A 24165-nucleotide genomic window follows, 5' to 3' on the forward strand; every position below is an offset into this window, starting at 1 on the left:
GCCCGACAGGCCGGCAAGGGCTGCAAGACCCAAGCCTGGTTGCGCCGTTGCATCTCGGCGCGCGCGCCAGGCATGAAGTGCGAGCAGCGGCATGAAAAGCGCTATGCCGATATGCTCTCGCTCGCTGAAGGCGTTGCCGGGAAAGACCACCAGCATTGCGTAGAAAGCTGGCGCCAATGCAAATAGTGATGCTGCTTCGGCGAAACCCGCACGCTTGACGATCACGCCCGAAAACGAAAGTCCGACAAGTGCGGCAAGATAGGTCCAGGCCTGAACCAGGACTTCCGGGGCGATTCCCAGCAACCTGGCCGCAGCCACTGGCGGCAGATAGAGCCATACGCTGAATGGAGGGTTGGTCTCGTAGATTTGCGTGTAGAGCCGCTCACCAGAGAGTATCCGCTCGCAGACGGTGATCAGCCAACTCGTATCCGGAATAGTTCCCCAGCGCACCTGACAGGCGATCGACAAGACTGTGAGCGCAGCAATCGCAAGGACATTGCGGCCAGGATGCAGCGACGCCGCAAAATCCCGACTGCCCCACCGGCCCCAGCCGCCAGTCTCGTTCGCGACGCTCACGGTGCTGTCCTGCCCCGGAACGTTGACATATGTGCTCTCCGATAAAACGATTGGATAGTCCTTACCATGTTCTCTGTAGCCTCTCCCTCGATCAGCCAATCGTCCGGACGGAACTAGTTCGAAACGGGCGTCAACTGGCGCGCGCCGCCGTGCAGAAAGACGGTGATCTCCGGCTCGGCGTGCAGCACATGATAGTCGCTCAAGGCAACCGCGATTCGCTTGTCCTGCAGCATCAAGGCAGTCCACGAGGGAGAGCCTGACAGCACGATGTCGGGCTTCTTCGTTGATATCTCGGCGGCGTATTCGCCGATCACCCGATCGCGGATCCCTTCAAATTTCCGTTTCTGTCCGTACTCATCGGCCTTGCGGGCAAGTATTTCCGCATTGAACACCGCCCAGGCGCCTGGGTGACGCGACATGAACTTGCCGCCGACCAGCCTGGTGAGGGGATGGCCCACCTGCATCCGATCCGCGATCGACATGATCGTCGGGTTTTCGATCGTGGCTCTGATTGTGGCGGCGGACCGCTCTATCGGCTCGTTGTCCGCGGTCAGCGCAGCGTATTGTGCTCTACCCGTTATTTGCAGCACCAACACGCAGCCGAAGACAAAGCCGGCTTTGCGAACGAAGCCTGCAGCGCGGAACTCACCGAACCGCGGAAGCTGGACAGCGAATGCAAGTACCGCCACAACCACCATCGGCAGCGCATGGTTAGGCCAACCCTTGCCCATGACGACGAAGGCGGGGATGAACCCGAGAGCGGCCAGGAGCGGAATCCGGACGTCCCAATGCAATTGTCTGATGTCGCCCGCTGCCAGCACGACAGCCGCGGCCAGAAGCAGCACTATCTTCGGCCAGTTTGCCATCATCTCGACGACCGAAGCTCTCAGCGGCAGATACACCTCCCTGACGAAGGGCAGTATTTCGCTGAAATAGGCACGATCGAAGATCGCAATGGAAGCCACATAGATGACAATGATCGCAGCGCCGAGAAGATTTTCCATGGCGAAGAACGGCTTTAGAGACCGTCTCTGGAGCGCAAGGCACAGCGAGGGCAGCAGGAGAGCCAGGGCAAAATGCGGTGGTTTGAGCATGATGACGGTGGCCGCGCCCAGCCCCGCCAGAACGCGCTCCACGGTCGAGCCTGCGACGAAGTCCGGCGTGCGCTGGCGTGCGCACTGCAATGCCAACCAGGGCAGAATGGCAATCAGCGCGAAATGCTCGCGTTGGCCGAATTGGTCCGGCAGGAAACACAGGACCATGAACAGCGCGACCGGAGCTGCCCAGAGAGCGTTAGGCTGTCGGTAAATCGGGTCGACGCGGACGAGAATGCGGGCGGAAACAAACAGGCTGGCCAAGCTCAGGCAGACGACACCGAGCGTCAGCCAGACTTCGGCGCGTATGCCGCTAAGCTTTTCCAAGAGCATAAACGGCATGTAGAGAAAGATCGAGAAAGGCGGATTGGTCTCCATGATGTCGGTGTTCAGTCGCTCTCCGCCGAGCAACCGATCACACGCAACCAGGAGCCATGACACATCGACATTGGTCGGCGTCACAACTGTCGATAACCAGACGGCATACGCCACGACCACGCCGACCAGCAACGACGGAGCAGCACCTGCGCCGCCGACAAACCGCGAGAAACGGCCTATGGCAGGCAGCGGTTCACCGAGGGATCGCGCGCTAGAGACCACGAAACACCCAGCGCCCGAGGACGACATAGTTGATAACCGGCACGGCAATGCAGGTCAGCAGGATCGGGACTGAAGCAGGGACGCCGAGCATCTGGGTCAAAAGCCCCGGCAGAGCGACCGCGACAGCGAGGCCCGAAGCGGTGAGCAGGAGGAAGCGGGGCAGTTCCATTGCGTGGCTGCCGCCAGAGATGAATGTGAAATATTTATGCCCGGTATAAGAAAACAGCGCGGCGATGGCGTAAGCCGCAAAGGATGTGAGCGCTGCCGGCAGGCCCGCCGTTGCCTGTCCACGCGACAGCAGGAAAGCGCAAGCGGCATAGATCAGCGTCGAGGCAATCCCGATCAGGGCAAAGCGCGACAGGCGACGATACGAGCCAGTAGCCGACATGGCGCGATCAGGCCGCCAGTTTCTCGTCGAGGCGACCGGTGTCGACGGCGCCATCCCTACGAAACACGGCCAGTAGCGAGACACCAAACGGCAGGCTTGCGTTTGGCACGATACGGCCCTCCGCCGAAAACACAGCCTTCATCGCCGCATTGACCGGCTTCGGCGGCGTCGCGTGGCCCGCTGGCCTGGCCGGTTTGCGCAGCCTGTCAACCAGTCGTGCCAACACAGCTGCGGGAAACAGCGCGGCATTGGTGTAGCTCAGCCGGTCGATCGTGAAGCCGGCCTTTTCAATGCGCTCACGCAGCAGATTGCGGGAATAGCGCCGCATGTGATGCAGCCCCACATCGTGGGCGCTCCACAGCCATTGATGTGCAGGCACCGTAAGGATGACGCGGCCACCTGGTTTCAGCATTTGGCGGATTGCGGCCAGCGATGCTTCGTCCTCCGCGACATGCTCCAGCACGTCGAACAGGCAGATGAGGTCACAACTTTGCGGCGCGACAGGAATGTTGTCCGGCAGATGGCCGGCGAGAAAGTCGCGGCCGGTCTTTTCCCCGGCGATCTCGCGCGCCAGATCACTCATTTCCACCGCCGTCACCGCGCCGAACTGTTCCAGCATCGCGATGTTGCCGCCGGTGCCGGCGCCGATCTCGACGATGCGCGCCTTTGCGGGCAGGTCGAGCTGGCGAATGACCGCCTCCGCGATGGCGCGCCGCCCGCAGAACCACCAATGCTCGTCTTCGGTGGCGGCCATCTGTCGGTAGGCGTCGAGCTCCATCAGTTCATCCCCTCATATTTGCGACGCACGATGTAGATCGGACGCTGCTTGATCTCGGCGTAGACCCTGCCGAGGTACTGTCCGATGATGCCGATGCCGAGCAACTGGATGCCGCCAAGGAAAAGAACACTGACCAGCAGCGAAGCGTAGCCTGGCACGTCCGCGCCAAAGATCATCGTCTTGGCGACGATCAGCAGGCCGTAGAGAAACGACAATGCCGAGATCGTCGCGCCGACATAGGTCCAGATTTCAAGCGGCGCGGTGGAGAAGCTGGTGATACCTTCGAGCGCGAAGTTCCACAGCCTCCAGCCGGAGAATTTCGACTGGCCGGCGATGCGCCGATCGCGGACATATTCGACGGTCGCAGTGCGGAAGCCCACCCAGGCGAACAGGCCCTTCATGAAACGACGGCGTTCGGGCAAGGAGCGCAGCGCTTCGATGACCTGACGATCGATCAACCTGAAGTCGCCGACATCGTGCGGGATCTTCTGCTGCGCGATCCAGTTGTGAACGCGGTAAAACGTCGAGGCGGAGCGCTGCTTTAGAAAACTGTCGCTCGACCGATTGGCTCGCTTGGCCAGAACGACCTCGAAACCCTCGCGCCATTTTTCGACAAGCAGCGGAATGACATGCGGCGGGTCCTGCAGGTCGACATCCATGGGAATTGCGGCATCGGCATCGCAACTGTCGAGACCGGCGGTCATCGCGGCCTCCTTGCCGAAATTGCGTGAAAGGTCGATCACCCGAATACGCGGATCGGCTTGCCGGGCTTCGATCAGCCGTTCGAGCGTCGCATCGCTGCTGCCGTCATTGACGAAGATGAGATCGAAGGTAACGCCATTTTCCTGCAGCGGATCGATGCTTTCGCATACGGCCTTCAGAAATGGCGCGATCGCGCCTTCCTCATTGTGCACCGGCACGATCAGCGCAATCGTGGCGGTCCCGTTCGCCGGATGTGCGACGCGGTCAGCTGCCGGTCGATCAATATGAAGGAATGGCGCGTTCATTGTTTGCCGGAGCCCGCAGATCAGGCTCGACAATAGAAAGACTGGGTTAAGATGACTTTAAGGAATGGCTCGGAATTTCACAGCTTCCTGAGCGCCACTTCCTCGACCAGGTGATTGGCGCCCTTGCGCAGGATGAGATCGGCGCGGGCTCGCGTCGGCAGGATGTTCTCGCGCAAATTCTTCAGGTTGATGTTGGCCCACAAGCCTTCGGCGATGGCGCGAGCCGCTGCTTGCGAAAGTTGCGAATAGCGGTGGAAGAAGGAATCCGGATTGCGGAAGGCGGTCTCGCGCAGCCGCATGAAGCGGGCGATGTACCAGTGATGGATCAGCTCCTCTTCGGCATCGATATAGATGGCGAAATCGAAGAAATCCGACAGGAAAGGCACGATCTTGCCGTCCTTCGGCAGCTTGCCGGGCTGAAGCACGTTGATGCCTTCGAAGATCAATATGTCCGGCCGGTCGATGGTCTGGAACTCACCGGGAATGACGTCGTAAGTCAGGTGCGAATAAACAGGCGCGCGGACATTGCGCTGCGCCGATTTGATGCCCGACAGGAAACGCAGCAGGGCGCCGACATCATAGCTGTCGGGGAAGCCCTTGCGTTCCATCAGGTTGTTGCGGCGCAGGATTTCGTTGGGAAGCAGGAAGCCGTCGGTGGTGATCAGATCGACCTTGGGGCTCGACGGCCAGCGCGCCAGCAATTCCTTGAGCACGCGCGCCGTGGTCGATTTGCCGACCGCGACAGAGCCGGCAATGCCGATGATGAACGGCGTTTTGACGATATCCACCGCGTTGAAGAAGGCCTGGCGCTGCCTGAACAGCAGCTGGCTCGCCTCGACATGGGCCGACAAAAGCCGCGACAGCGAAAGATAGATGCGCTTGACCTCTTCGAGGTCGACAGGGTCGTTGAGCGAGCGCAGACGACGGATCTCATCCGCGCCGAGCGTCATCGGCGTGTCGGCACGGAACTGCGACCATTGCTCCGCCGAGAAAAAACGAAAGGGCGAATATTTCTCGGTGGGGGCGAGCTGGTCCATCGAGTTTCCTACCCTCCGCAGCGATCAGCCCCGGTCCTGCCGAGACGCCTTTTCGGCGATGCCCGAACGACTGGTGCGGCGCTCGAGCTCGGTCAGGACATCGGCAAGCGGAATGCCGGCGACACCCAGAACGACGAGCCAATGATAGATGAGATCGGCGCTTTCCGAAACGAGGGCTTGTCTGTCACCGCTAACGGCCGCGATCACCGTTTCGACCGCCTCTTCGCCGAGCTTCTGTGCCGCCTTGTCGATGCCGCGCGCGAACAGCTTTGCCGTCCATGAATCCGCATCGCCGGAATGCGCGCGTTCCCTGATGATTATCTCCAGATCGGAGAGCGAAAACTCAGCCATGGCGCCATCTATCTGCTTGTTTAAGCATGATCTTTCCCGAAAACCGGTTCCCGCTGGCGGTCATGCTTAGAGCCGATCAGCCGTTGAGTCCAGTCGCATCGGCAGCCCGGCGCGGGCCATATGCGCCTTGGCTTCGGCGATGCTGTAAGTGCCAAAATGGAAGATCGATGCCGCCAGCACCGCACCGGCATGGCCATCGCGGATGCCCTCGACCATGTGATCGAGCGTGCCGACGCCGCCGGAGGCGATGACCGGCGCACGCACGGCGTCGGCTACCGCGCGGGTGAGCGCAATGTCGTAGCCGGCCTTGGTGCCGTCGCGGTCCATCGACGTCAGCAGGATCTCGCCGGCGCCGCGATCGACCATCTGCCGAGCAAATTCGACTGCGTCGATGCCGGTCTTCTCGCGGCCGCCATGGGTGAAAATCTCCCAGCGATCGGCCTCGTCTTCACCCGATACTTTCTTGGCGTCGATGGCGACGACGATGCACTGGTTGCCGAACTTGTCGGCCGCCTCGGCAACGAAATCGGGATTCTTCACCGCCGCCGTGTTGATCGACACCTTGTCGGCGCCGGCCAAAAGCAGCCTTCTTATGTCGGCGACCTGGCGCACGCCACCGCCGACGGTCAGCGGCATGAAACATTGTTCGGCCGTGCGGGCGACGATATCGAAGATCGTCTCGCGATTTTCGGATGAAGCCGTGATGTCGAGGAAGCAGAGCTCATCGGCGCCGGCGGAGTCATAGGCCTTTGCCGCCTCGACCGGATCGCCGGCATCGACCAGGTCGACGAAGTTGACGCCCTTGACGACGCGGCCGTTCTTGACATCGAGACAGGGGATGACTCGGGCTTTCAGCATCAAATCCTCTCAAGCGCGGCAAGAAAATCGCCAAGCAATTGCCCGACGATAGGCGGAACCTCGCCCTTGGCGTCAAATGCCGGGTCGTAGGCAGACAGGGTGACGCCGACAATCGGGATCGACCTGGCCAACCCGCAAGCCAGTTGCCGCAGTTGATCCGGGTTTGGGCCTCCAGGCTGCGCATAGCGGTTCACTTGCAGCACATCCGGATCGTGAACGTCCAAATCCAGATGCAGATGCGCCCGAACCGCGCCGGCCGCCTTCAGCTTTCCGACATTGTCGAGCGCATCGGCGCATTGGGTGCGAATGACAGGCAATGTGTCCAGCAGGCGCTTTTCATCGGGATCGAGGTCGCGTGCATCGACCAGCATGCACCGCGATGGATCTATCGCCTGGAAGCGGGGAATCGCTGACGTCATCGGACGCCAGCAGAGCCCCAGCGTCGTCGCCAGCGCCATGCCGTCGAGGAAGCCGTAGGCGGACGTCTCGGGCGTGTTGAGATCGCCATGCTGATCGACCCAGATAATCGAATCCGCGGCGTTGCCGGCCACCGCACCGGCGGCGGTCAGGCAATTTCCGGCGAGCACGATGGGAAAACGCTCACCGTCGCGCGCCAGATCGACCTTGGTGGCGACTGCCCGGCAAACCGCGAAGCCCGTCGCGATTTCGCGTCTCTGGGCATCGCCGACCTCGCCGATGTCCTCGACGAGGACATCGTGGCCGCGGAAAGTAAGTTCATCGACGAGGCCGCCGGCAATGATGGCGTCGGGGCCCTGGCCACAGCCGGCATGGTAAAGGCCGCTGTCATAGGGTGCGAGGATGATCGAGAGTTTCATCGCGTCCTCGCCTTCTCCGGTCCTGCCGCCAGGATCGCCAGTGCCTCGGCCGGATCGATACGCCCGTCATAAAGCGCGCGACCCGAGATGGCGCCTTCGAGTTTTTGCGCATCGGGCATGGTCATGCGCACGATGTCGGCGATCGAGGCCAGACCTCCAGAGGCGATGACCGGGATCGAAACCGCTTCGGCGAGATCGATGGTGGCGTCCCAGTTGATGCCGGTCAGAACGCCGTCGCGGTCGATATCGGTGTAGATGATGGCGGCAACGCCGGCGCCCTCGAATTTCTTCGCCAGTTCGATGACGCCAAGGCTTGAGGCCTCTGCCCAGCCCTCGACCGCCACCTTACCGCCCTTGGCATCGATGCCGACGGCGATCCTGCCGGGGAATGCCTTGCAGGCCTGCCTGACCAGATCGGGATCGCGCACGGCCACCGTGCCGAGAATGATGCGGGCCAGCCCGCGATCGAGCCAGTCCTCGGCCTGCGCCAGGGTGCGGATGCCGCCGCCGAGCTGCACCGGATTTTTCGTCGCCTTGAGGATGGCGCCGACCGCCGCGCCGTTGACGCTCTGGCCCTTGAAGGCGCCGTTGAGGTCGACCACATGCAGCCATTCAAAGCCCTGTTGCTCGAAGGCTCTGGCCTGCGCGGCCGGGTCGTCATTGTAGATCGTCGCGGTCGCCATGTCGCCATGCTTCAGGCGCACGCACTTGCCGTCCTTGAGGTCGATGGCCGGGAACAGGATCACCGTTCAGGCGCCTTCGACAATGACGAAGTGGCCGGTCGAGGCGGCAAGCCTGTACTTCAAAGCCGCCCGGTATTCAGGCGATTCGTAGCATTCTATCGCCCTGTCGTAGGATTCGAACTCCACCAGGACATGACGATTGCCTGTCGGCCCTTCCGGGTTCGCGTGACGCCCGGCCCGCATGGGAAACTTCGCGCCATATTTCGCAAAAGCTGCGGCGTTCGCCTCTATATATTGCTTGTAGACCTCAGGATCGCGGACATCGACCATCGCCATCCAGTAGCCTTTCTTGCTCATCCTAGGGCCTCCAGCTCAGGAAATTGGTGATCAGCGCCAGGCCAAGCGCCTGGCTCTTTTCGGGATGGAACTGCGTGCCGGCGAGATTGTCGCGGGCGACCGTAGCCGTCACCGGACCACCATAGTCGGCAATCGCCAGCACGTCGTCCGCTTTCCTGGCGTTAAGATGATAGGAATGAACGAAATAGGCGTGCAGTCCCTTGGCGCCGGTCGGAATGCCGGAAAACAGCGGGTGCTTGTGCGTGAGCTCGATGGTGTTCCAGCCGATCTGCGGGATTTTCAGCGCAGGATCGGCCGGGGCGATCTCCTTGACGTCGCCGGCGATCCAGCCAAAGCCTTTTGTAACAGTCTTCTCCAACCCCCGCTCCGACATCAGCTGCATGCCGACGCAGATGCCGAGGAACGGCCGCCCCTTGACGATCGCGACCTCCTCGACCGCTTCCCACATGCCGGCCACAGCGCGCAGCCCGGCCGCGCAATCGGCGTAGGCGCCGACGCCGGGCAGGACGACGCGGTCGGCGGTTCTGACACGCTCGGCATCGGCGGTCAGGTCGATGGCGGCGGCGATGCCGGCTTCGTGCGCGGCGCGCTCGAAGGCTTTGGTGGCCGAGCGCAAATTGCCCGAGCCGTAGTCGATGATCGCGACCCGCATGTCAGGGTCTTCCCGGCGTGTGGTTCAGCCCTAGCGCTATGCCCATATGTGCTGGCCGGGCATGGACAGCGTCGGGAACGATGCGTTGCGCGGGCGCTTGCTCATCCGAATGCGCTTCGGCTTCCAGCACATAGCGCGTATCGGCATCATCGAGCCTGTCGGCCTCGACGACGCCCCATTCATGCCAGCCACGGCGGCGCAGTGCGGCAATCCGCAAGGCCTGCCCTTCCAGCCCGACATAGAGCGATACAAGCAGCGACAGCAGCGGACCTGCCAGCCCCAGGCTCAATCCTTCAGCAAGCATCGAAAGGAGAGCCTGGGCGACAAAGGCCAGGGCTGCCTCGATCCACAACCGGTGCCAGAGCAGCCACAGCGGCGGCACGAGGAAGCCGAGCCAGGAAAAACCATCACGGACAAAGGCCGTCATATCAGACTTTTCGCCGCGGCCGGGCGGTTCCATCACGACATAGATGGCCATGACCTATCCCTTCAGAGATCCCTTGGTGGAGGGGACCGCGTCTGGCTGGCGCGGGTCGCTTTCAAGTGCTGCGCGCAGCGCGCGGGCCACTGCCTTGAAGCAGGTCTCGGCAATGTGGTGATTGTTGGCGCCGTAGTGATTGGTGACATGCAGCGTGATGCCGGCATTCTGCGCCAGGGCCTGGAAGAATTCGCGCACCAGTTCGGTGTCGAACGTGCCGATTTTCGGCGACGAGAACGCAACGTTCCAGACCAGGAAAGGACGGCCGGAGACGTCGATCGCCGCGCGTGTCAGCGTCTCGTCCATGGCGAGATCGATCGAGGCATAGCGCATGATGCCGCGCCGCTCGCCCAACGCCTTGGCCAGCGCCTGGCCGAGCGCGATGCCGGTGTCCTCGACCGTGTGGTGGTCGTCTATGTGCAGATCGCCCTTGGCCTTGACCGTCATGTCGATCAGTGAATGGCGCGAAAGCTGGTCCAGCATGTGGTCGAAGAAGCCGACGCCCGTCGAAATATCGGATTTTCCCGAGCCGTCGACCTGGACCGATACGGAGATGTCGGTTTCCCCAGTCTTGCGGCTTGCGTTGGCGGAACGGGGCGGCATGACCTCATCCTTGTCCAGAGTTCAGACGTTCCAAGCGCCCACGTGCTTGAAAACGAGAGCCTTCTAGCAGCATGATCCGGCGATTGCCAGTTGCCATGCCAGGGGATATCGAGCCTGGCAGATGACCGGTTTGCAATCATCGGGCCTATGCATACATATGGCCGATCAAGTCACTCGTAACGCGCCAATTGCCTTCGGGATCGGTGCTGATCGGAGCAGAGAATGTCTGATAAACTGACCATGCACGCCACGACCATCGTGACGGTGCGCAAGGGCGGCAAGGTGGTGATCGCCGGCGACGGCCAGGTCAGCCTCGGCCAGACCATCATGAAGGGCAACGCCAAGAAGGTGCGCCGCATTGGCAAAAGCGGCAATGTCATTGCCGGTTTCGCCGGCGCCACCGCTGACGCCTTCACCCTTCTGGAGCGGCTCGAGGCCAAGCTCGAACAATATCCGGAGCAATTGACGCGGGCCTGCGTCGAGCTCGCCAAGGACTGGCGCACAGACCGCTATCTGCGCCGGCTGGAAGCGATGATGCTGGTCGCCGACAAGTCGGTCTCGCTGGCGCTGACCGGCACCGGCGATGTGCTCGAGCCCGAACATGGCGTCATGGCGATCGGTTCGGGCGGCAATTACGCGCTGGCCGCGGCGCGCGCGCTGATGGACAGCGACAAGGATGCCGAGGAGATCGCCCGCAAGGCGATGCAGATTGCATCCGACATTTGCGTCTACACCAACAACAATTTCGTCATCGAAACGCTCGATGCCGGCTGAGCCGGTCGTGCCATATGACTTTCGGCCGGTGACCGAGGCGGACCTGCCGATGATCGCGGCATGGCTGGCCGAGCCGCATGTCGCCGAGTGGTGGGATGATCCCGAGACGGAGATCACGCAAATCCGCGAGCACATCGACTCGATTTCCGTCGAACCGCTGATCATCGAGCTCGATGGCGAGCCGATCGGCTACATGCAGAGCTACGACCCGCATCTGGAGGACGGCCATCCCTATAGCGACCAGCCGTTCGGCACGCTCGGCATCGATCTGTCGATCGGCAGGCCTGAGCTTGTCGGACGCGGCCACGGGTCGGCAATTGTGCGGCAATTCGTGGAACAGCTGTTCGAGGAAGGGGCGCCGCGTGTCATCATCGACCCGGATCCGGCCAACGGACGAGCCATCCGCGCCTATGAAAAGGCCGGTTTCAGAGCTATCGATCGAAGGCAATCGGAATATGGCGACGTTTTGCTGATGGCAATCGATGTCGAAGTGGGCGACGCCGAAGAGGGGCAGTAACAGCATGAGCACAACCGGCGCCGACAAATCCGTCTCGGCCTATGAAGACAGCTGGCGGATGGGACTTCTGCTCGTCCTCGGCCTGATCATATTCCAGGCCGGAGCCCTTTACGGCATGGGCCGAACGCCGATCTGCACATGCGGCTATGTCAAGCTGTGGCACGGCATCGTGCAGAGCTCGGAGAATTCCCAGCATATTTCCGACTGGTACACATTCTCGCACATCATCCATGGCTTCCTGTTCTACGCGCTGGCGTGGGCTCTGTTCCCGCGCTCGCCGATCGGGCTCAGGCTGGCATTTGCGGTCGTCATCGAGGGCGGCTGGGAGCTTCTCGAGAACAGCCCCTTGATCATCGAGCGCTATCGCGCCGGCACAATTTCGCTCGATTACTACGGCGACAGCATCATCAATTCGGTGGCGGACACGCTGGCAATGGTGCTGGGATTTGTGATGGCGCGGAGGCTTCCTATATGGGTGATCGTGACCCTCGCTCTCATCTTCGAATTCGGTGTCGGCTACATCATCAGGGACAATCTGACACTCAACGTGATCATGCTGCTGCATCCGTTCGAGTCCATCCGGCAGTGGCAAAGTGGAATTTAGTGACATGACCACCTTCTCTCCCCGCGAAATCGTTTCGGAACTCGACCGCTTCATCATCGGCCAGAAGGACGCCAAGCGCGCCGTGGCCATCGCCTTGCGCAACCGCTGGCGCCGCCAGCAGCTCGAAGGCCAGATGCGTGAAGAGGTGATGCCGAAGAACATCTTGATGATCGGCCCGACCGGCGTCGGCAAGACCGAGATTTCGCGCCGCCTGGCACGCCTTGCCGGTGCGCCGTTCGTCAAGGTCGAGGCGACCAAGTTCACCGAGGTCGGCTATGTCGGCCGCGACGTCGAGCAGATCATTCGCGACCTGGTCGAGATCGCCATCGGGCTGGTGCGCGAGAAGATGCGCGAGGATGTCAAGGCGCGCGCCCATATCAATGCCGAGGAACGCGTGCTGGAAGCGCTCGTCGGCAAGACGGCGAGCCCGGCCACGCGCGACAGTTTCCGCAAGAAGCTGCGCGACGGCGAACTCGACGACAAGGAGATCGAGATCGAAGTGGCCGACACCGGCACGGGCGGCATGCCCGGCTTCGAGATCCCCGGCATGCCGGGCGCCAATATCGGCGTGTTGAACATCAACGACATGCTGTCGAAAGCGATGGGCGGCCAGAAGACCAAGACGCGCAAGACGACGGTGAAGGAATCCTACACGCTGCTGGTCGGCGACGAGTCCGACAAGCTGCTCGACCAGGATGAGGTGGTGCGCAGAGCGCTCGAATCGACCGAAAACGACGGCATCGTCTTCCTCGACGAGATCGACAAGATCGCCTCGCGCGAGGGCGGCATGGGCGCCGGTGTTTCCCGCGAAGGCGTGCAGCGCGACCTGCTGCCGCTTGTCGAAGGCACAACGGTCGCGACCAAATACGGACCGGTGAAGACGGACCACATCCTGTTCATCGCATCGGGTGCGTTCCACGTCGCCAAGCCGTCCGACCTGCTGCCGGAACTGCAGGGCCGTCTGCCAATCCGCGTCGAGCTGCGGGCGCTGGAGAAGGACGATTTCGTCCGCATCCTGACCGAGACCGAGGCCAGCCTGATCAAGCAGTATATCGCGCTGATGAAGACCGAGGGCGTCGACCTCGTCTTCACCGACGACGCCATCGATTCGCTGGCCGGCATTGCCGTCGATCTCAACGCCAGCGTCGAGAACATCGGCGCCAGGCGGCTGCAGACGGTGATGGAGCGGGTGCTGGACGAGATCTCCTATGACGCGCCGGACCGCCACGGCACGTCGGTGACCATCGACGCCGCCTATGTGCAAAAGCATGTTGGCGACCTATCCAGAAACACGGATTTGTCGCGTTTCATCCTGTAAGACGGCGCCGGCCAAGCCCGGTGCCCGGGCGACGAGCGATTTCCGGACATTCCGCAGTGTGTGGCCAAATGGAAGCATCTGGCCACCTTTTGTCTCAGTTGTCGAAGGGCTCTCGACTCGACCTGGAGCTTTACCTAGTTTGCCCGGCGACTATTGCAGGCGGCGGCGCATGAAAAAACTGATCCTCGTCATTCTCGGGCTGACGCTGGCGACAGCCATGTTCGCTGCGCAAGCGGCGACGATGGTGCCGCCTGGCAACAGTCATGCCGAGCAGCCCAACATACCGGGCGCATCGAGCAGGCGCACCCAGGCCACCAACACCACCTTCCAGGCGAAATACCGCAAGGTCTACGCGCTGCTGCAGAACGACGCCGGTCTTCGCGGCAAGATCAGCCAAGCGGCGGCGACCTATGGCATCGATCCGATGCACATCGTCGGCGCCATCGTCGGCGAGCACACCTACAATGTCGACGCCTACGACCGGCTGCAGACCTACTACGTCAAGGCGATCTCCTATCTGTCGAGCAAGCTGTCCTTCGCCTATGAAGGCGAGGACATCACCGATTTCGTGCAACGGCCGCAATTTGCCAAATGCGCCGGCGAATCGGACAGTTACGCGCTGTGGGCGTGCCGCGAGCAGGTGTGGAACCAGTCCTTTCGCGGCAAGAATGTCGGGGGGACAAGCTTTCCCAATGACCGCTTCGGCGCCACTTTCTTCCAGCCCTACTATGCCGGCCAGACCTTCGGTCTTGGGCAGCTCAATCCGCTGACGGCGTTGCAGATGAGCGATCTCGTGCACCAGGTTTCCGGCCTGCCGAAGCTCGACGTCGGCGATCCGAACGGGGTCTACAAGACCATCATGGATCCGGACCTGACATTGGCTTATGTCGCGGCGACGATCCGGAAATCGATCGATGCCTACCAGAGCATTGCCGGCTTCGACATATCGGACAATCCCGGGATCACATCGACGCTCTACAATGTCGGTAATCCGGAACAGCGCGCCTATGCGCTGAAGGCCGAGAACGACAAGCGCCGTGCCGCGGGCGAACCGGAGAAGCTGCCCGAGGAAAATTACTATGGCTGGCTGGTCAACGACAAATTGCCGGAGCTGAAGGCGCTGTTTTAGAACGTGTTGAGATTCGGATTTTGAGCCGGATCGAAGTCGCCCCTTTCGGGCGTTTGCGCTGCCCCTCTTTGCCCTGCCGGGCATTTCTCCCCGTATAGTGACGGGGGAGAAAGAACGCTGGCATCGGCTGCAACGCCCGTTCTGCGGCGCTGGCGATTGGCGAAATCCTAAGCGACAGTGGGTCACTATACGGGGAGAAGATGCCGGCAGGCAGATGAGGGGCGGCGCCGGCTTTAGGCAATCGGCGCCACGGCTCACGCCGCCAGCAGAGACTTCAGCTTGACCGTCTGCGAGCCGAGCGCTTCCGGCGCCGGCTTGGCCCTTTTCGCGATCAGCATCTCGGCCAGCCTGATGTCGCGGGCGACCGTGTTGCCCGGGCCGATGCCGCTCGCCGCGACGAGCCTGCCGTCCTCGGCGAGGTGGAACAGGATGAAGGCGCCATCGTCGAGGTCGCGGCGCACAGTGCTGCGGCCCTCGTCCGACAGGCCGGATATCTGCAAGGTCAGGCCGTATTGATCCGACCAGAACCATGGCACCGCCGCGTGGCTTTCGCCGGCGCCAAGCATGTTCCTGGCCGCAAGCGCGCCCTGCTCCTGCGCGTTGCGCCAAGCTTCCAGTCGCACGCGCCGGCCGCCATAGACGGCAAGCGGAAACGAGCAGCAATCGCCGGCGGCGAAGATGGCCGGATCGCCAGTGCGAAGCTCGGCATCGACTGCTATGCCGTTGTCGATCGTCAGCCCGGCTTCCGCGGCGAGCCCGATCACCGGCACTGCGCCGATGCCGATCACGGCGAGATCGGCGACGATGTCCAGTCCGCCGGCAAGCGCGATGCGCACCTCGGCGCCATCGTCGGCGATCGCGGCGATGCCGTCGCCGCACAGGATTTTCACGCCTTCGGCTTCATGCGCCTCGTGAATGATTTTGGCGATCTCGGCCGGAACCCCGCGCATCAGGATGCGCGCCTGCGCCTCGATGACGGTGACCGCGGCGCCCAGCCTGCGCGCCGCGGCCGCAAGCTCGAGGCCGATGAAGCCGCCGCCGACGATGGCGATGCGGTTTCCGCCGCTGAGATGGGCGCGGATGGCCAGCGCATCGTTGAAGGTCCTGAGATAGACGCAGCGCCCGCCAAGGCCCGGCATCGGCAGCTTGCGCGGGGTCGAACCCGTCGCCAGCAAGAGCTTGTCATACGGAAGGCTTGAGCCGTCCGACAGGCGCACGAGATGCGCGGCGCGATCGATCGCCACTGCCTGAACCGAATGGATATGCCGGATCGATCTCTCGGCCAGGATCTCGTCGCTGGCGATCGCCTTGATCGCGGGCGCATCGCTAGCCATCGCTTCTTTCGACAGCGGCGGCCGCTCATAGGGCAGATGCGGCTCGTCGCCGACCAGCGTCACCGGCCCGTCATAGCCGAGATCGCGCAATGCCAAGGCAGCCCGCCCGCCGCATTCGCCGGCACCGATGATGACCATCCCGTTCGTCATCACCGTCACCCGATCTGAATGAGGATTTTGCCGGCGTCGAGCTTGACCGGATATGTCCTGAGATTGACGCAGACTGGCGCGCCCCTGGCCGCACCGGTCTTGTAGTTGAAGCGGCCATTGTGCTTCGGGCATTCGATGATGTCGTCCATCACCAGCCCGTCGGCCAGGTGCACCTTCTCATGCGTGCAAAGACCGTCCGTCGCGAAATATTCGTCGTCGGGGCTTCGATAGATGGCGAAGGTGCGGCCTTCATGGTCGAACCGCATCACGTCCTCTTCGTCGATGTCTTCGGCATCACAGGCCTCGACCCAGTCGCTCATCAGTCCTCCCGGCAGCTTTTTTGCTTGGTCAACTTGCCCGACACGTTGCCTGGCATGGGCGCATATCATTCCGCTGCTGCCGCGACAGCATGGCTGTCGTTATGGAAGTTCTCACGATAGGGCTTCGCGGTCGGCGGCAGTTCGCGCTTGAGGAAATAATCTTCATTGCGCAACTGGCGCAGGAAGGCAGGCACCATCTCGCGATAGCCGGCCAGGATCGACGGCGTCGGCGCCGGCAGGTCGTGCTTGATCATCTCGTGCAGCCTGGGCAGCGCGTGGTAGGGCACCATCGGGAACATGTGGTGCTCCACATGATAGTTCATGTTCCAGTAGATGAAGCGGCTGATCGGGTTCATGTAGACGGTGCGGCTGTTGAGGCGATGGTCGATGACATTTTCGGCGAGGCCGCCATGCTGCAGCAGGCCCGTCATGACATGATGCCAGGCGCCGTAAAGCCTGGGCAGCCCGACCAGCATCAGGGGCAGGAACGAGCCGCTATAAAGTGCCAGCGCGATGGTCGCGGCATAGATTGCCACCCAGATGCGGGCAATGCGGATCGCCTTTGGCTGCTCCTGCTCGGGAATGAAGGTTTTTTCCGCCGGGCTGATGATGCCGGCCGCATTGCGCAGCATGTCGCTCATGGCATGCCAGGCATCAAGAATGCCGAAGAAGTTGAGCACGACGCGCAACAGATCCGGCGGGCGCATCACCGCGATCTCCGGATCGCGGCCGACGATGATCGTGTCGGTGTGGTGCCGCGTATGGCTCCAGCGCCAGGTCACTGGGTTTCGCATGATCATAAAGCAGGCGAGCTGGTAGACCGCATCATTCATCCACTGCGTCCTAAACGCGGTGCCGTGACCGCATTCGTGCCAGCGTGAATCGGTGGAAGAGCCGTAAAGCACGCCATAGACGAAGAAGAACGGGACGCACCACCAGGTGCCCCAGAACCAGGCGCCGCCCGCGCCGCTCAGGATCAGGGCGCCGAGCCAGATGATGGTGTCGCGGATCGCCGGGCCGTCGGAGCGCTGCATCAGCGCCTTCATCTGCTTGCGGGGGACGTCGGTGTGATACCACTCGGCCGCCGCCAGCCCGGTCTCGACGGCGAGCTTGGCGTCGCGGCCGATCAGGCTGTAGTCGCGCCGGGACGGTGCTGCGTCCATCGTTGCGTCCATGGGAGTGCCTCCACCAGCGCCCTGCGATCCGCCCCGGTCAATGACCGGGCCGCGGTCGCAAGCGTCGTAGGCTAGAAATAGCGCCAAGCCATGATAGGCTCAATATCACAAAGATAGTTTCTATCATTTCCCATCAGAATGATATAAATTGCTTTGGCAAGCGGAGAGACAGCCATGGCAAAACGGCCGACCATCACCGATCTGGCGCGCGCCTCCGGCGTCAGCGTCGCCACCGTCGACCGGGTGCTGAACAATCGCCTGCCGGTGCGCGAGGAAACCGCGCGCCGTGTCTATGAGGCGGCGACCGATATCGGCTATCACGCTGCCGGACTGATCAAGCAGCGGATGCGCCAGGAACTGCCGGAGTACCGGCTCGGTTTCCTGCTGCTGAGGGGCAATGATGTTTTCTACAGCGATTTCGCGCGGGAGCTCGAACTGGCGGTGTCGCAGTCGCAGCGCTTCCGCGGCGTGGCAACCATCGATTTCGCCGGTTCGCTGGCCCCCGGCGAGATCGCCGCGCAGATGCGCAAGCTGGCGGCGAAATCCAGGGCGGTCGCCCTTGTCGGTCCGGATCATCCGACGCTGACGGCAGCCGTCGAGGCGCTGAAGGCGAGAGGGCAACCCGTCTTCTCGCTGCTGTCCGACTTTGCCGCCGGCATCCGCGAAGGCTATGTCGGCCTCGACAACCGCAAGGTCGGCCGCACCGCGGCCTGGATGATCGCCAGGGCGGCGAGGAAGCCCGGCAAGGTCGCGCTTTTTGTAGGCAGTCATCGCTTCCATGGTCATGAGCTGCGCGAGATCGGCTTCAGATCATTCTTCCGCGAGCATGCGCCGGAATTCACGGTGCTGGAGACGCTGGTCAACCTGGAAGCCAACCAGGTCACCCATGATGCGATGATCGATCTTCTGGCGCGGTACCCGGATCTTGCCGGCTGCTACGTCGCTGGCGGCGGCATGGAAGGCGCGGTTTCCGCGCTCAGGGCAGCGAGGCCCGTTAATATGCCGGTGGTCGTTTGCAATGAGATCAACGCCGAGTCACGCGCGGCGCTCGCCGACAACATCCTGACCATGGTGATTTCGACGCCACTGGCAGCACTATGCCGCGAGCTTGTCGATCTGATGGCGCATGCCATCGAGGCAGGCGCTGCCAATGCGCCGGGCCAGACCTTCCTGCCCTTCGACATCTATCTGCCGGAAAACATCTAGGTTCGGGTAAACCATCTGGGCTCAGCCAGTGCATCCAGGTTCAGATCGGGCGCCACGATGCGTCGGCAATGATGTGAACCATCAGCCTGATGGATTCTCGCAGAAGATTTGCCGGCCCTCAGCTGCGTTATCCGAAAATCCGGCATCCGCTCTCGGAATCTCCTTGACGCCCGCACGCAGAATGGAATAAATATTTCACCAGATAGGTACTTTGGTTCTTTCGTTCCGGAACATCTGTTTCAAGCAGAGGGCTTGGCGTTCCAGTCAACGCGGAAATCGCCATCGGGAACGGAAATGGCGATCGGGAGAGATTCCCTGTGAGATCGGGGATTCCGGGTAGATCGGTGCAGCCGGACACCAATTCTGTGGAGGAGAAAATAAAATGAAGAAACTGCTTTTGGGCGTCGTGTTTTCGGCGCTGATGAGTTCGTCCGCCCTCGCGGCCAAGATCGGCGTGTCGATGGCGCTGTTCGACGACAATTTTCTCACCGTGCTGCGCAACGGCATGATCGAGCAGGCCAAGGGCATGGAAGGCGTGGAGCTGCAGGTCGAGGACGCGCAGAACGACGTCGCCAAGCAGCTCGACCAGATCAAGAACTTCGTCGCCTCGGGCGTCGACGCGATCATCGTCAATCCGGTCGACACCTCGGCCACCCAGGCGATGTCTGACGCCGCCGCTGCGGCCAAGGTTCCGTTGGTCTATGTCAACCGCGAGCCGGTCAATGTCGACACGCTGCCGGACAACCAGGCCTTCGTCGCCTCTAACGAGGTTGAGTCAGGCACTCTCGAAACCCAGGAAGTCTGCCGCCTGTTCAAGGAGGCCGGCAAGACCGAGGCCAACGTCTACGTGATCATGGGCGAGCTGTCGAACCAGGCCGCGGTGCAGCGCACCAAGGACATTGACGATGTGATCGCCACTCCGGAATGCAGCTTCATCAAGATCATCGACAAGCAGACATCGAACTGGAAACGCGAGGAAGCGCAGAACCTGATGACCAACTGGCTGTCGACCGGCACGCCATTCGATGGCGTGATCGCCAATAATGACGAAAGCGCCATCGGTGCCATCCAGGCCATGAAGGCTGCCAACATCGATATGAAGTCGGTTGTCGTCGGCGGCGTTGACGCCACTCAGGACGCGCTTTCCGCGATGCAGGCGGGCGACCTCGACGTGACCGTGTTCCAGGACGCGGCCGGCCAGGGCGCCGGGGCGCTGGACGCGGCGCTCAAGCTTTCCAAGGGCGAGGCGGTCGAACAGAAGGTCTACATCCCCTTCCAGCTGGTCACGCCGGCGAACATCGACAAGTTCCTGCAGAAGAACTGAGGCAGAGGACGGTTTTTCGATAGGGAGCGGCGCGGCAGAGCATCGGACCGTTTTAAGAATCCGATGTTCGAAAAACAAAAAGCGCCGCTCCTCTTTTCCTTATCGCCGTAGACAGGCGGCGGGAGGCGACTGCTGACGGAGGAAGCAAGATTTGGCACAGACAACCCATGGCGTCGGCGGGCTGAGCTATGATGCGAAGAAGCGCACATGGCCTGCCGAATTCAACGTTTTCCTGGCGCTCATCATCCTTGTCGGCGCCTTCGAGCTGATAGGCCGCGTCTTTCTTGGCGACAGCTTTCTGTTCAATACCCGCGCCAATGTCGATACGATCTTCAACGAGGCGCGCCTGCAGATCATCATCCTGCAGGTGTCGATCGTCGGCATCATCGCCATCGGCGTGACGCAGGTGATCATTTCCGGCGGCATCGACCTTTCCTCTGGTTCGATCGTCGGCGCTACGGCGATGATCGCAATGAGTTTCGCCCAGGTGGCGACGGTCAACGGCAACCCTAACCCCAAGGCGGTGTTCCTCGCGCAAGGCTGGACCGACCTGCCGGTGATCGTGCCGGTGCTGGTCGCGATCGGCTGCGGCCTGCTGGCGGGCCTGGTCAACGGCTCGTTGATCGCCTACACGCGCATTCCGCCGTTCATCGCCACGCTCGGCATGATGGTCACCGCGCGCGGCATCGCCAAATGGTGGTCCAAGGGGCAGCCGATCTCGTTTCCCACCGAGAGTTTCGCCGCCATCGGCAAGGGGCTGATGCCGGTCATCATCTTCATATCGCTGGCGATTCTGTTCCAGCTGATCCTGTCATACACCAGGTACGGCAAGCACTGTTATGCCATCGGCTCCAACGAGGACGCCGCCCGGATGTCCGGCATAAATGTCCAGAACCACAAGATCCTCGTCTTCGTCATTGCCGGCATCCTCGCCTCGCTCGCCGCCGTGGTGCTGAGCTCCAAGAACCTCACCGCTCAGGCCGGCATGGGCGTGATGTACGAGTTGGACGCCATCGCCATGGCGGTCATCGGCGGCGTCTCGCTGTCGGGCGGCCGCGGCTCGATTATCGGAACGGTGATCGGTGCGCTGATCTTCGGCGTCATCATCTCCGGCTTCACCTTCCTGCGCCTCGACGCCTACTACCAAGAGATGGTCAAGGGCGTGATCATCATCGGCGCAGTCGTTCTCGACCAGTGGCGCCAGCGCCTGCGGGCAATGAGGGCTTGATCATGTCAGACATCGTCCTGAAAACCGAAAACCTGACCAAATACTATGGCGGCGTGCATGCGCTCGAAAGCGCGAATTTCGAGCTGCGCAAGGGCGAGCATGTCGCCATCATGGGTGACAACGGCGCTGGCAAGTCGACCTTCGTGCGCCAGATCACCGCCGTCGAGCAGCGCACCAGCGGCAAGGTCTGGTTCGATGGCAAGGAAGTGAACTTCGCCGGCCCGATCGCGGCGCGCGAGGCGGGCATCGAAACGGTGTTCCAGAACCTGGCGCTTGCCGACGATCTCGACGTGCCGTCGAACCTGTTTCTCGGCCGCGAGAAGGTGCTTTTCAATCTCGGGCCTTTCTCGATCCTCGATCGCAAGTTCATGCGCAAGGCGACCGAGGCGGCGTTGATCCGCACGGCGGTCAAGATTCCCAATCTCAACAACACCATCCGCCACATGTCGGGCGGCCAGCGCCAGTGCGTGGCGATCGCCAGAACCGCGACCTTTGCGTCCAAGCTCATCATCATGGATGAGCCGACGGCAGCACTTGGCGTGCAGGAGACGATGCAGGTCGAAAACATCATCCGCACGCTGAAAGCCAATGGCGAGCCGTTGATCCTGATCAGCCACAACATGCGCCAGGTGTTCGACCTTTGCGACCGCATCGTTGTCTTCCGGCGCGGCCGCATCGTCGCCAATTTGCGCAAGCAGCACACCGACGGCAACGATATCGTCTCATATATCACCGGCGCCAAGACCGGGGAGGCGGAACTTGCGGCCTAGGGCCAATGCCGGCGCGGGTCATCGACCCGTCGCCGATCTGCCGCGATAAGAAAATCTACTGCGCCTCGCGCTGAACGGTGCAGGAAAGACGCACTTCCATTTTCGAACAATCCTCAAAGGAAATTCCCATGTCTCTCCGCTTCGCTCTTCTCGGTGCCGGCCGCATCGGCAAGGTCCACGCCCGTGCCGTTGGTTCCAATCCGCAGGCCAGGCTGGTGGCAGTTGCCGATGCCTTCGAGAAGGCGGCGACGGATCTGGCGTCGGCCTATGGCGCCGAAGTACGAACCATCGAGGCCATCGAAAAAGCCGGAGATATCGACGCAGTCATCATCTGCACGCCGACCGACACCCATGCCGACTTGATCGAGCGGTTCGCCAAGGCCGGCAAGGCGATCTTCTGCGAGAAGCCGATCGACCTCGACGCCGGCAGAGTGGAAGAATGCCTTGAAGTGGTCGACAAGGCCGGAGCCACTTTGATGGTTGGCTTCAATCGCCGCTTCGATCCGCATTTCGCCGCCGTGCGCAAGGCGATCGACGACGGCGCCATCGGCACGGTCGAGATGGTGACTATCACGTCGCGCGATCCCGGCCCGCCGCCACTCGATTATATCGGCCGCTCGGGCGGCATCTTCCGCGACATGACCATCCATGATTTCGACATGGCGCGCTTCCTGCTCGGCGAGGAGCCGGTGGCCGTCAGCGCCCATGCCTCGGTGCTGGTCGACAGACAAATCGGCGAGGCCGGCGACTTCGACAGCGTCAGCGTCATCCTCGAAACCTCTTCCGGCAAGCAGTGCATCATCTCCAATTCGCGCCGCGCCACCTATGGCTACGACCAGCGCATCGAGGTGCATGGCTCGAAAGGCATGATTGCGGCCGAGAACCAGCGGCCGGTGTCGATCGAACTGGCCAATGAAAAGGGCTATACGCGCCCGCCGCTGCACGACTTCTTCATGACCCGCTACCTCGACGCCTATGCCAACGAGATCGCTGCCTTCATCGCGGCGGCGACATCAGGCAAGAAGGCGGCGCCGAGCGGCAAGGACGGGCTCGTCGCGCTGAGGCTGGCGGACGCGGCGCTGAAATCGGCGAAGGAAGGCAAGACCGTTCGCCTCGACAAGACAGTCTGACTATCAAGCACAGGAGCAAGGCGATGAACGGTTCCGCCGGTCGCAATTCAGAAACACGCGCCATCGTCACCGGCGGTGCGCAAGGCATTGGCTTCGCCGTCGCTGAGGCGCTGGCCGATGAGGGCTGCCGGGCGCTGGCGCTGGTCGGCCGCTCGCAGGAGAAGGGCGACAAGGCCGTCGCCATCCTCAAGAAGTCGGGCGTCGACGCCATCTTCATCAGCGCCGATGTTTCCAAAGTGGCCGACTGCAAGCGCGCGGTCGAAACGGCGATCGGCCATTTCGGCAGCGTCAACGCGCTGGTCAATGCCGCCGCCACCTCGGCGCGCGGTTCACTGGTCGAGACGAGTGAAGAGCTTTTCGACCAGATTTTCCAGACCAATGTGCGCGGCCCCTTCTTCCTGATGCAGGGCGTGGTGGCGCAGCTGCTCGCCCGCAAGGCGCCAGGCTCGATCGTCAATGTGCTGTCGATGTCGGCGCATTGCGGGCAATCGTTCCTGGCGCCCTATTCGTCGAGCAAGGGCGCACTGGCGACGCTGACCAAGAATGTCGCCAACGCGTACCGCAGCAACCGCATCCGTTGCAACGCCGTGCTGCCCGGCTGGATGGACACCGAGGGCGAGGCGATCGTGCAGAAGAAATGGCACGATGCGCCTGATAACTGGCTGGAAAAGGCCGAGGCGGCGCAGCCGATGGGCCAATTGGTGAAGCCGGACCAGCTTGCCCGGCTGATCAGCTATATGGTCAGCCCGCAGTCGGGCGTCATGACCGGGTCGCTGGTCGACTATGACCAGAATATTGCGGGATCGTCGCCGGAATAGGATCAGCCGAGTAGCCTCACGTCCAGAAGCAGCTCGGCACGCGTCGGCCGAGATGACCCGAGAATACCCG

At 62.1% G+C, this 24165-nt stretch carries 27 protein-coding genes; 11 read left to right on the top strand and 16 right to left on the bottom strand.

Annotation, left to right across the window (positions count from 1 at the left end; translation table 11 throughout):
- Positions 1-689: 689 nt before the first annotated feature.
- From EOC94_RS34570 to hisB, 13 genes are all read right to left on the bottom strand, one after another.
- The gene (locus EOC94_RS34570; RefSeq protein WP_245465567.1) at positions 690-2162 is read right to left on the bottom strand and encodes a hypothetical protein; all 1473 of its coding nucleotides are present in this window, start codon (positions 2160-2162) and stop codon (positions 690-692) included.
- Positions 2163-2259: 97 nt separating this feature from the next.
- Positions 2260-2658, bottom strand: coding sequence for a GtrA family protein (locus EOC94_RS13985; protein WP_127291155.1), 399 nt, complete (start codon positions 2656-2658; stop codon positions 2260-2262).
- Positions 2659-2665: 7 nt separating this feature from the next.
- On the bottom strand, positions 2666-3436 hold the full coding sequence (locus EOC94_RS13990; RefSeq protein ID WP_127291157.1) for a class I SAM-dependent methyltransferase: 771 nt from the start codon (positions 3434-3436) through the stop codon (positions 2666-2668).
- Positions 3436-4443 carry a glycosyltransferase family 2 protein gene (locus EOC94_RS13995; protein ID WP_127291159.1) on the bottom strand — a complete coding sequence of 336 codons (1008 nt, stop codon included), beginning with the start codon at positions 4441-4443 and terminating at the stop codon, positions 3436-3438. Before EOC94_RS13995 ends, EOC94_RS13990 begins: the two co-directional genes overlap by 1 nt.
- Before the next feature lie 77 nt (positions 4444-4520).
- Positions 4521-5480 carry a type I pantothenate kinase gene (coaA, locus tag EOC94_RS14000; RefSeq protein WP_095484481.1) on the bottom strand — a complete coding sequence of 320 codons (960 nt, stop codon included), beginning with the start codon at positions 5478-5480 and terminating at the stop codon, positions 4521-4523.
- A 24-nt stretch (positions 5481-5504) separates the two neighbouring features.
- Complete coding sequence (locus tag EOC94_RS14005; RefSeq protein WP_127291161.1) at positions 5505-5831, bottom strand: phosphoribosyl-ATP diphosphatase; 327 nt, start codon at positions 5829-5831, stop codon at positions 5505-5507.
- 66 nt (positions 5832-5897) lie between these two features.
- On the bottom strand, positions 5898-6692 hold the full coding sequence (hisF, locus tag EOC94_RS14010) for an imidazole glycerol phosphate synthase subunit HisF (protein ID WP_185928233.1): 795 nt from the start codon (positions 6690-6692) through the stop codon (positions 5898-5900).
- On the bottom strand, positions 6689-7525 hold the full coding sequence (locus EOC94_RS14015; protein ID WP_127291165.1) for an arginase family protein: 837 nt from the start codon (positions 7523-7525) through the stop codon (positions 6689-6691). Before EOC94_RS14015 ends, hisF begins: the two co-directional genes overlap by 4 nt.
- Entirely contained in the window at positions 7522-8271 is a 750-nt protein-coding gene (gene hisA, locus EOC94_RS14020) for a 1-(5-phosphoribosyl)-5-[(5-phosphoribosylamino)methylideneamino]imidazole-4-carboxamide isomerase (RefSeq protein ID WP_127291167.1), read from the bottom strand. The genes EOC94_RS14015 and hisA overlap by 4 nt, the downstream gene beginning before the upstream one ends.
- A 3-nt stretch (positions 8272-8274) precedes the next feature.
- The gene (locus tag EOC94_RS14025; RefSeq protein ID WP_127291169.1) at positions 8275-8565 is read right to left on the bottom strand and encodes a DUF1330 domain-containing protein; all 291 of its coding nucleotides are present in this window, start codon (positions 8563-8565) and stop codon (positions 8275-8277) included.
- Between the two features lies 1 nt (position 8566).
- Positions 8567-9217 (bottom strand): imidazole glycerol phosphate synthase subunit HisH, encoded by a 651-nt coding sequence (gene hisH, locus EOC94_RS14030; RefSeq protein ID WP_127291171.1) that lies wholly within the window; start codon positions 9215-9217, stop codon positions 8567-8569.
- 1 nt (position 9218) lies between these two features.
- A complete protein-coding gene (locus EOC94_RS14035) occupies positions 9219-9695 on the bottom strand; it encodes a DUF2628 domain-containing protein (RefSeq protein ID WP_127291173.1) in 477 nt (158 codons plus the stop codon).
- 3 nt (positions 9696-9698) lie between these two features.
- Positions 9699-10298 carry an imidazoleglycerol-phosphate dehydratase HisB gene (gene hisB, locus EOC94_RS14040; RefSeq protein ID WP_126104009.1) on the bottom strand — a complete coding sequence of 200 codons (600 nt, stop codon included), beginning with the start codon at positions 10296-10298 and terminating at the stop codon, positions 9699-9701.
- A gap of 222 nt (positions 10299-10520) precedes the next feature.
- Between hisB and hslV the strand changes: the two genes are divergently transcribed.
- The 5 genes from hslV to EOC94_RS14065 all read left to right on the top strand — a co-directional run bounded on the left by hslV (position 10521) and on the right by EOC94_RS14065 (position 14640).
- The gene (gene hslV, locus EOC94_RS14045; RefSeq protein ID WP_095484490.1) at positions 10521-11072 is read left to right on the top strand and encodes an ATP-dependent protease subunit HslV; all 552 of its coding nucleotides are present in this window, start codon (positions 10521-10523) and stop codon (positions 11070-11072) included.
- Positions 11062-11589, top strand: coding sequence for a GNAT family N-acetyltransferase (locus EOC94_RS14050; protein WP_127291175.1), 528 nt, complete (start codon positions 11062-11064; stop codon positions 11587-11589). The genes hslV and EOC94_RS14050 overlap by 11 nt, the downstream gene beginning before the upstream one ends.
- Positions 11590-11593: 4 nt before the next feature.
- A complete protein-coding gene (locus tag EOC94_RS14055) occupies positions 11594-12193 on the top strand; it encodes a DUF2585 domain-containing protein (protein ID WP_126104011.1) in 600 nt (199 codons plus the stop codon).
- A 4-nt stretch (positions 12194-12197) separates the two neighbouring features.
- Positions 12198-13511 (top strand): ATP-dependent protease ATPase subunit HslU, encoded by a 1314-nt coding sequence (hslU, locus tag EOC94_RS14060; protein WP_126104012.1) that lies wholly within the window; start codon positions 12198-12200, stop codon positions 13509-13511.
- 169 nt (positions 13512-13680) lie between these two features.
- On the top strand, positions 13681-14640 hold the full coding sequence (locus tag EOC94_RS14065; protein WP_127291177.1) for a DUF1402 family protein: 960 nt from the start codon (positions 13681-13683) through the stop codon (positions 14638-14640).
- Positions 14641-14894: 254 nt separating this feature from the next.
- On the opposite strand, the gene EOC94_RS14070 is transcribed toward EOC94_RS14065, so the two are convergent.
- The 3 genes from EOC94_RS14070 to EOC94_RS14080 all read right to left on the bottom strand — a co-directional run bounded on the left by EOC94_RS14070 (position 14895) and on the right by EOC94_RS14080 (position 17619).
- Positions 14895-16124: an FAD-dependent oxidoreductase gene (locus EOC94_RS14070; RefSeq protein ID WP_127291179.1), complete on the bottom strand. Its 1230-nt coding sequence runs from the start codon at positions 16122-16124 to the stop codon at positions 14895-14897.
- 5 nt (positions 16125-16129) lie between these two features.
- On the bottom strand, positions 16130-16444 hold the full coding sequence (locus EOC94_RS14075) for a MocE family 2Fe-2S type ferredoxin (RefSeq protein ID WP_095485063.1): 315 nt from the start codon (positions 16442-16444) through the stop codon (positions 16130-16132).
- Positions 16445-16509: 65 nt separating this feature from the next.
- Positions 16510-17619, bottom strand: coding sequence for a fatty acid desaturase family protein (locus tag EOC94_RS14080; protein ID WP_245465568.1), 1110 nt, complete (start codon positions 17617-17619; stop codon positions 16510-16512).
- A 174-nt stretch (positions 17620-17793) separates the two neighbouring features.
- On the opposite strand from EOC94_RS14080, the gene EOC94_RS14085 reads away from it, so the two are divergent.
- The 6 genes from EOC94_RS14085 (at position 17794) to EOC94_RS14110 (ending at position 24095) form a co-directional block, all read left to right on the top strand.
- Positions 17794-18825, top strand: coding sequence for a LacI family DNA-binding transcriptional regulator (locus tag EOC94_RS14085; protein ID WP_127291181.1), 1032 nt, complete (start codon positions 17794-17796; stop codon positions 18823-18825).
- Positions 18826-19207: 382 nt separating this feature from the next.
- Positions 19208-20149 (top strand): sugar ABC transporter substrate-binding protein, encoded by a 942-nt coding sequence (locus EOC94_RS14090; protein WP_127291183.1) that lies wholly within the window; start codon positions 19208-19210, stop codon positions 20147-20149.
- 151 nt (positions 20150-20300) lie between these two features.
- Positions 20301-21377 carry an ABC transporter permease gene (locus EOC94_RS14095; RefSeq protein WP_095484496.1) on the top strand — a complete coding sequence of 359 codons (1077 nt, stop codon included), beginning with the start codon at positions 20301-20303 and terminating at the stop codon, positions 21375-21377.
- Between the two features lie 2 nt (positions 21378-21379).
- Positions 21380-22147, top strand: a complete 768-nt coding sequence (locus tag EOC94_RS14100; protein WP_127291185.1) for an ATP-binding cassette domain-containing protein — start codon at positions 21380-21382, stop codon at positions 22145-22147.
- A gap of 128 nt (positions 22148-22275) precedes the next feature.
- Positions 22276-23277 (top strand): inositol 2-dehydrogenase, encoded by a 1002-nt coding sequence (gene iolG / locus EOC94_RS14105; RefSeq protein WP_095484498.1) that lies wholly within the window; start codon positions 22276-22278, stop codon positions 23275-23277.
- 23 nt (positions 23278-23300) lie between these two features.
- Positions 23301-24095, top strand: coding sequence for an SDR family oxidoreductase (locus EOC94_RS14110; RefSeq protein WP_095484499.1), 795 nt, complete (start codon positions 23301-23303; stop codon positions 24093-24095).
- Positions 24096-24165: the final 70 nt, after the last annotated feature.

It is taken from the genome of Mesorhizobium sp. M6A.T.Ce.TU.016.01.1.1 (assembly GCF_003997065.1).
GTDB lineage: Bacteria > Pseudomonadota > Alphaproteobacteria > Rhizobiales > Rhizobiaceae > Mesorhizobium > Mesorhizobium mediterraneum.

Bases quoted from the DNA above. Each gene is read 5' to 3' on its own strand.
- EOC94_RS13985 (WP_127291155.1), bottom strand. From the start codon at position 2,658: ATGTCGGCTACTGGCTCGTATCGTCGCCTGTCGCGCTTTGCCCTGATC.
- EOC94_RS13990 (WP_127291157.1), bottom strand. From the start codon at position 3,436: ATGGAGCTCGACGCCTACCGACAGATGGCCGCCACCGAAGACGAGCAT.
- EOC94_RS13995 (WP_127291159.1), bottom strand. From the start codon at position 4,443: ATGAACGCGCCATTCCTTCATATTGATCGACCGGCAGCTGACCGCGTC.
- coaA (WP_095484481.1), bottom strand. From the start codon at position 5,480: ATGGACCAGCTCGCCCCCACCGAGAAATATTCGCCCTTTCGTTTTTTC.
- EOC94_RS14005 (WP_127291161.1), bottom strand. From the start codon at position 5,831: ATGGCTGAGTTTTCGCTCTCCGATCTGGAGATAATCATCAGGGAACGC.
- EOC94_RS14015 (WP_127291165.1), bottom strand. From the start codon at position 7,525: ATGAAACTCTCGATCATCCTCGCACCCTATGACAGCGGCCTTTACCAT.
- EOC94_RS14025 (WP_127291169.1), bottom strand. From the start codon at position 8,565: ATGAGCAAGAAAGGCTACTGGATGGCGATGGTCGATGTCCGCGATCCT.
- hisH (WP_127291171.1), bottom strand. From the start codon at position 9,217: ATGCGGGTCGCGATCATCGACTACGGCTCGGGCAATTTGCGCTCGGCC.
- EOC94_RS14035 (WP_127291173.1), bottom strand. From the start codon at position 9,695: ATGGCCATCTATGTCGTGATGGAACCGCCCGGCCGCGGCGAAAAGTCT.
- hisB (WP_126104009.1), bottom strand. From the start codon at position 10,298: ATGCCGCCCCGTTCCGCCAACGCAAGCCGCAAGACTGGGGAAACCGAC.
- hslV (WP_095484490.1), top strand. From the start codon at position 10,521: ATGTCTGATAAACTGACCATGCACGCCACGACCATCGTGACGGTGCGC.
- EOC94_RS14050 (WP_127291175.1), top strand. From the start codon at position 11,062: ATGCCGGCTGAGCCGGTCGTGCCATATGACTTTCGGCCGGTGACCGAG.
- EOC94_RS14055 (WP_126104011.1), top strand. From the start codon at position 11,594: ATGAGCACAACCGGCGCCGACAAATCCGTCTCGGCCTATGAAGACAGC.
- hslU (WP_126104012.1), top strand. From the start codon at position 12,198: ATGACCACCTTCTCTCCCCGCGAAATCGTTTCGGAACTCGACCGCTTC.
- EOC94_RS14065 (WP_127291177.1), top strand. From the start codon at position 13,681: ATGAAAAAACTGATCCTCGTCATTCTCGGGCTGACGCTGGCGACAGCC.
- EOC94_RS14070 (WP_127291179.1), bottom strand. From the start codon at position 16,124: ATGACGAACGGGATGGTCATCATCGGTGCCGGCGAATGCGGCGGGCGG.
- EOC94_RS14075 (WP_095485063.1), bottom strand. From the start codon at position 16,444: ATGAGCGACTGGGTCGAGGCCTGTGATGCCGAAGACATCGACGAAGAG.
- EOC94_RS14080 (WP_245465568.1), bottom strand. From the start codon at position 17,619: ATGGACGCAACGATGGACGCAGCACCGTCCCGGCGCGACTACAGCCTG.
- EOC94_RS14085 (WP_127291181.1), top strand. From the start codon at position 17,794: ATGGCAAAACGGCCGACCATCACCGATCTGGCGCGCGCCTCCGGCGTC.
- EOC94_RS14090 (WP_127291183.1), top strand. From the start codon at position 19,208: ATGAAGAAACTGCTTTTGGGCGTCGTGTTTTCGGCGCTGATGAGTTCG.
- EOC94_RS14100 (WP_127291185.1), top strand. From the start codon at position 21,380: ATGTCAGACATCGTCCTGAAAACCGAAAACCTGACCAAATACTATGGC.
- iolG (WP_095484498.1), top strand. From the start codon at position 22,276: ATGTCTCTCCGCTTCGCTCTTCTCGGTGCCGGCCGCATCGGCAAGGTC.
- EOC94_RS14110 (WP_095484499.1), top strand. From the start codon at position 23,301: ATGAACGGTTCCGCCGGTCGCAATTCAGAAACACGCGCCATCGTCACC.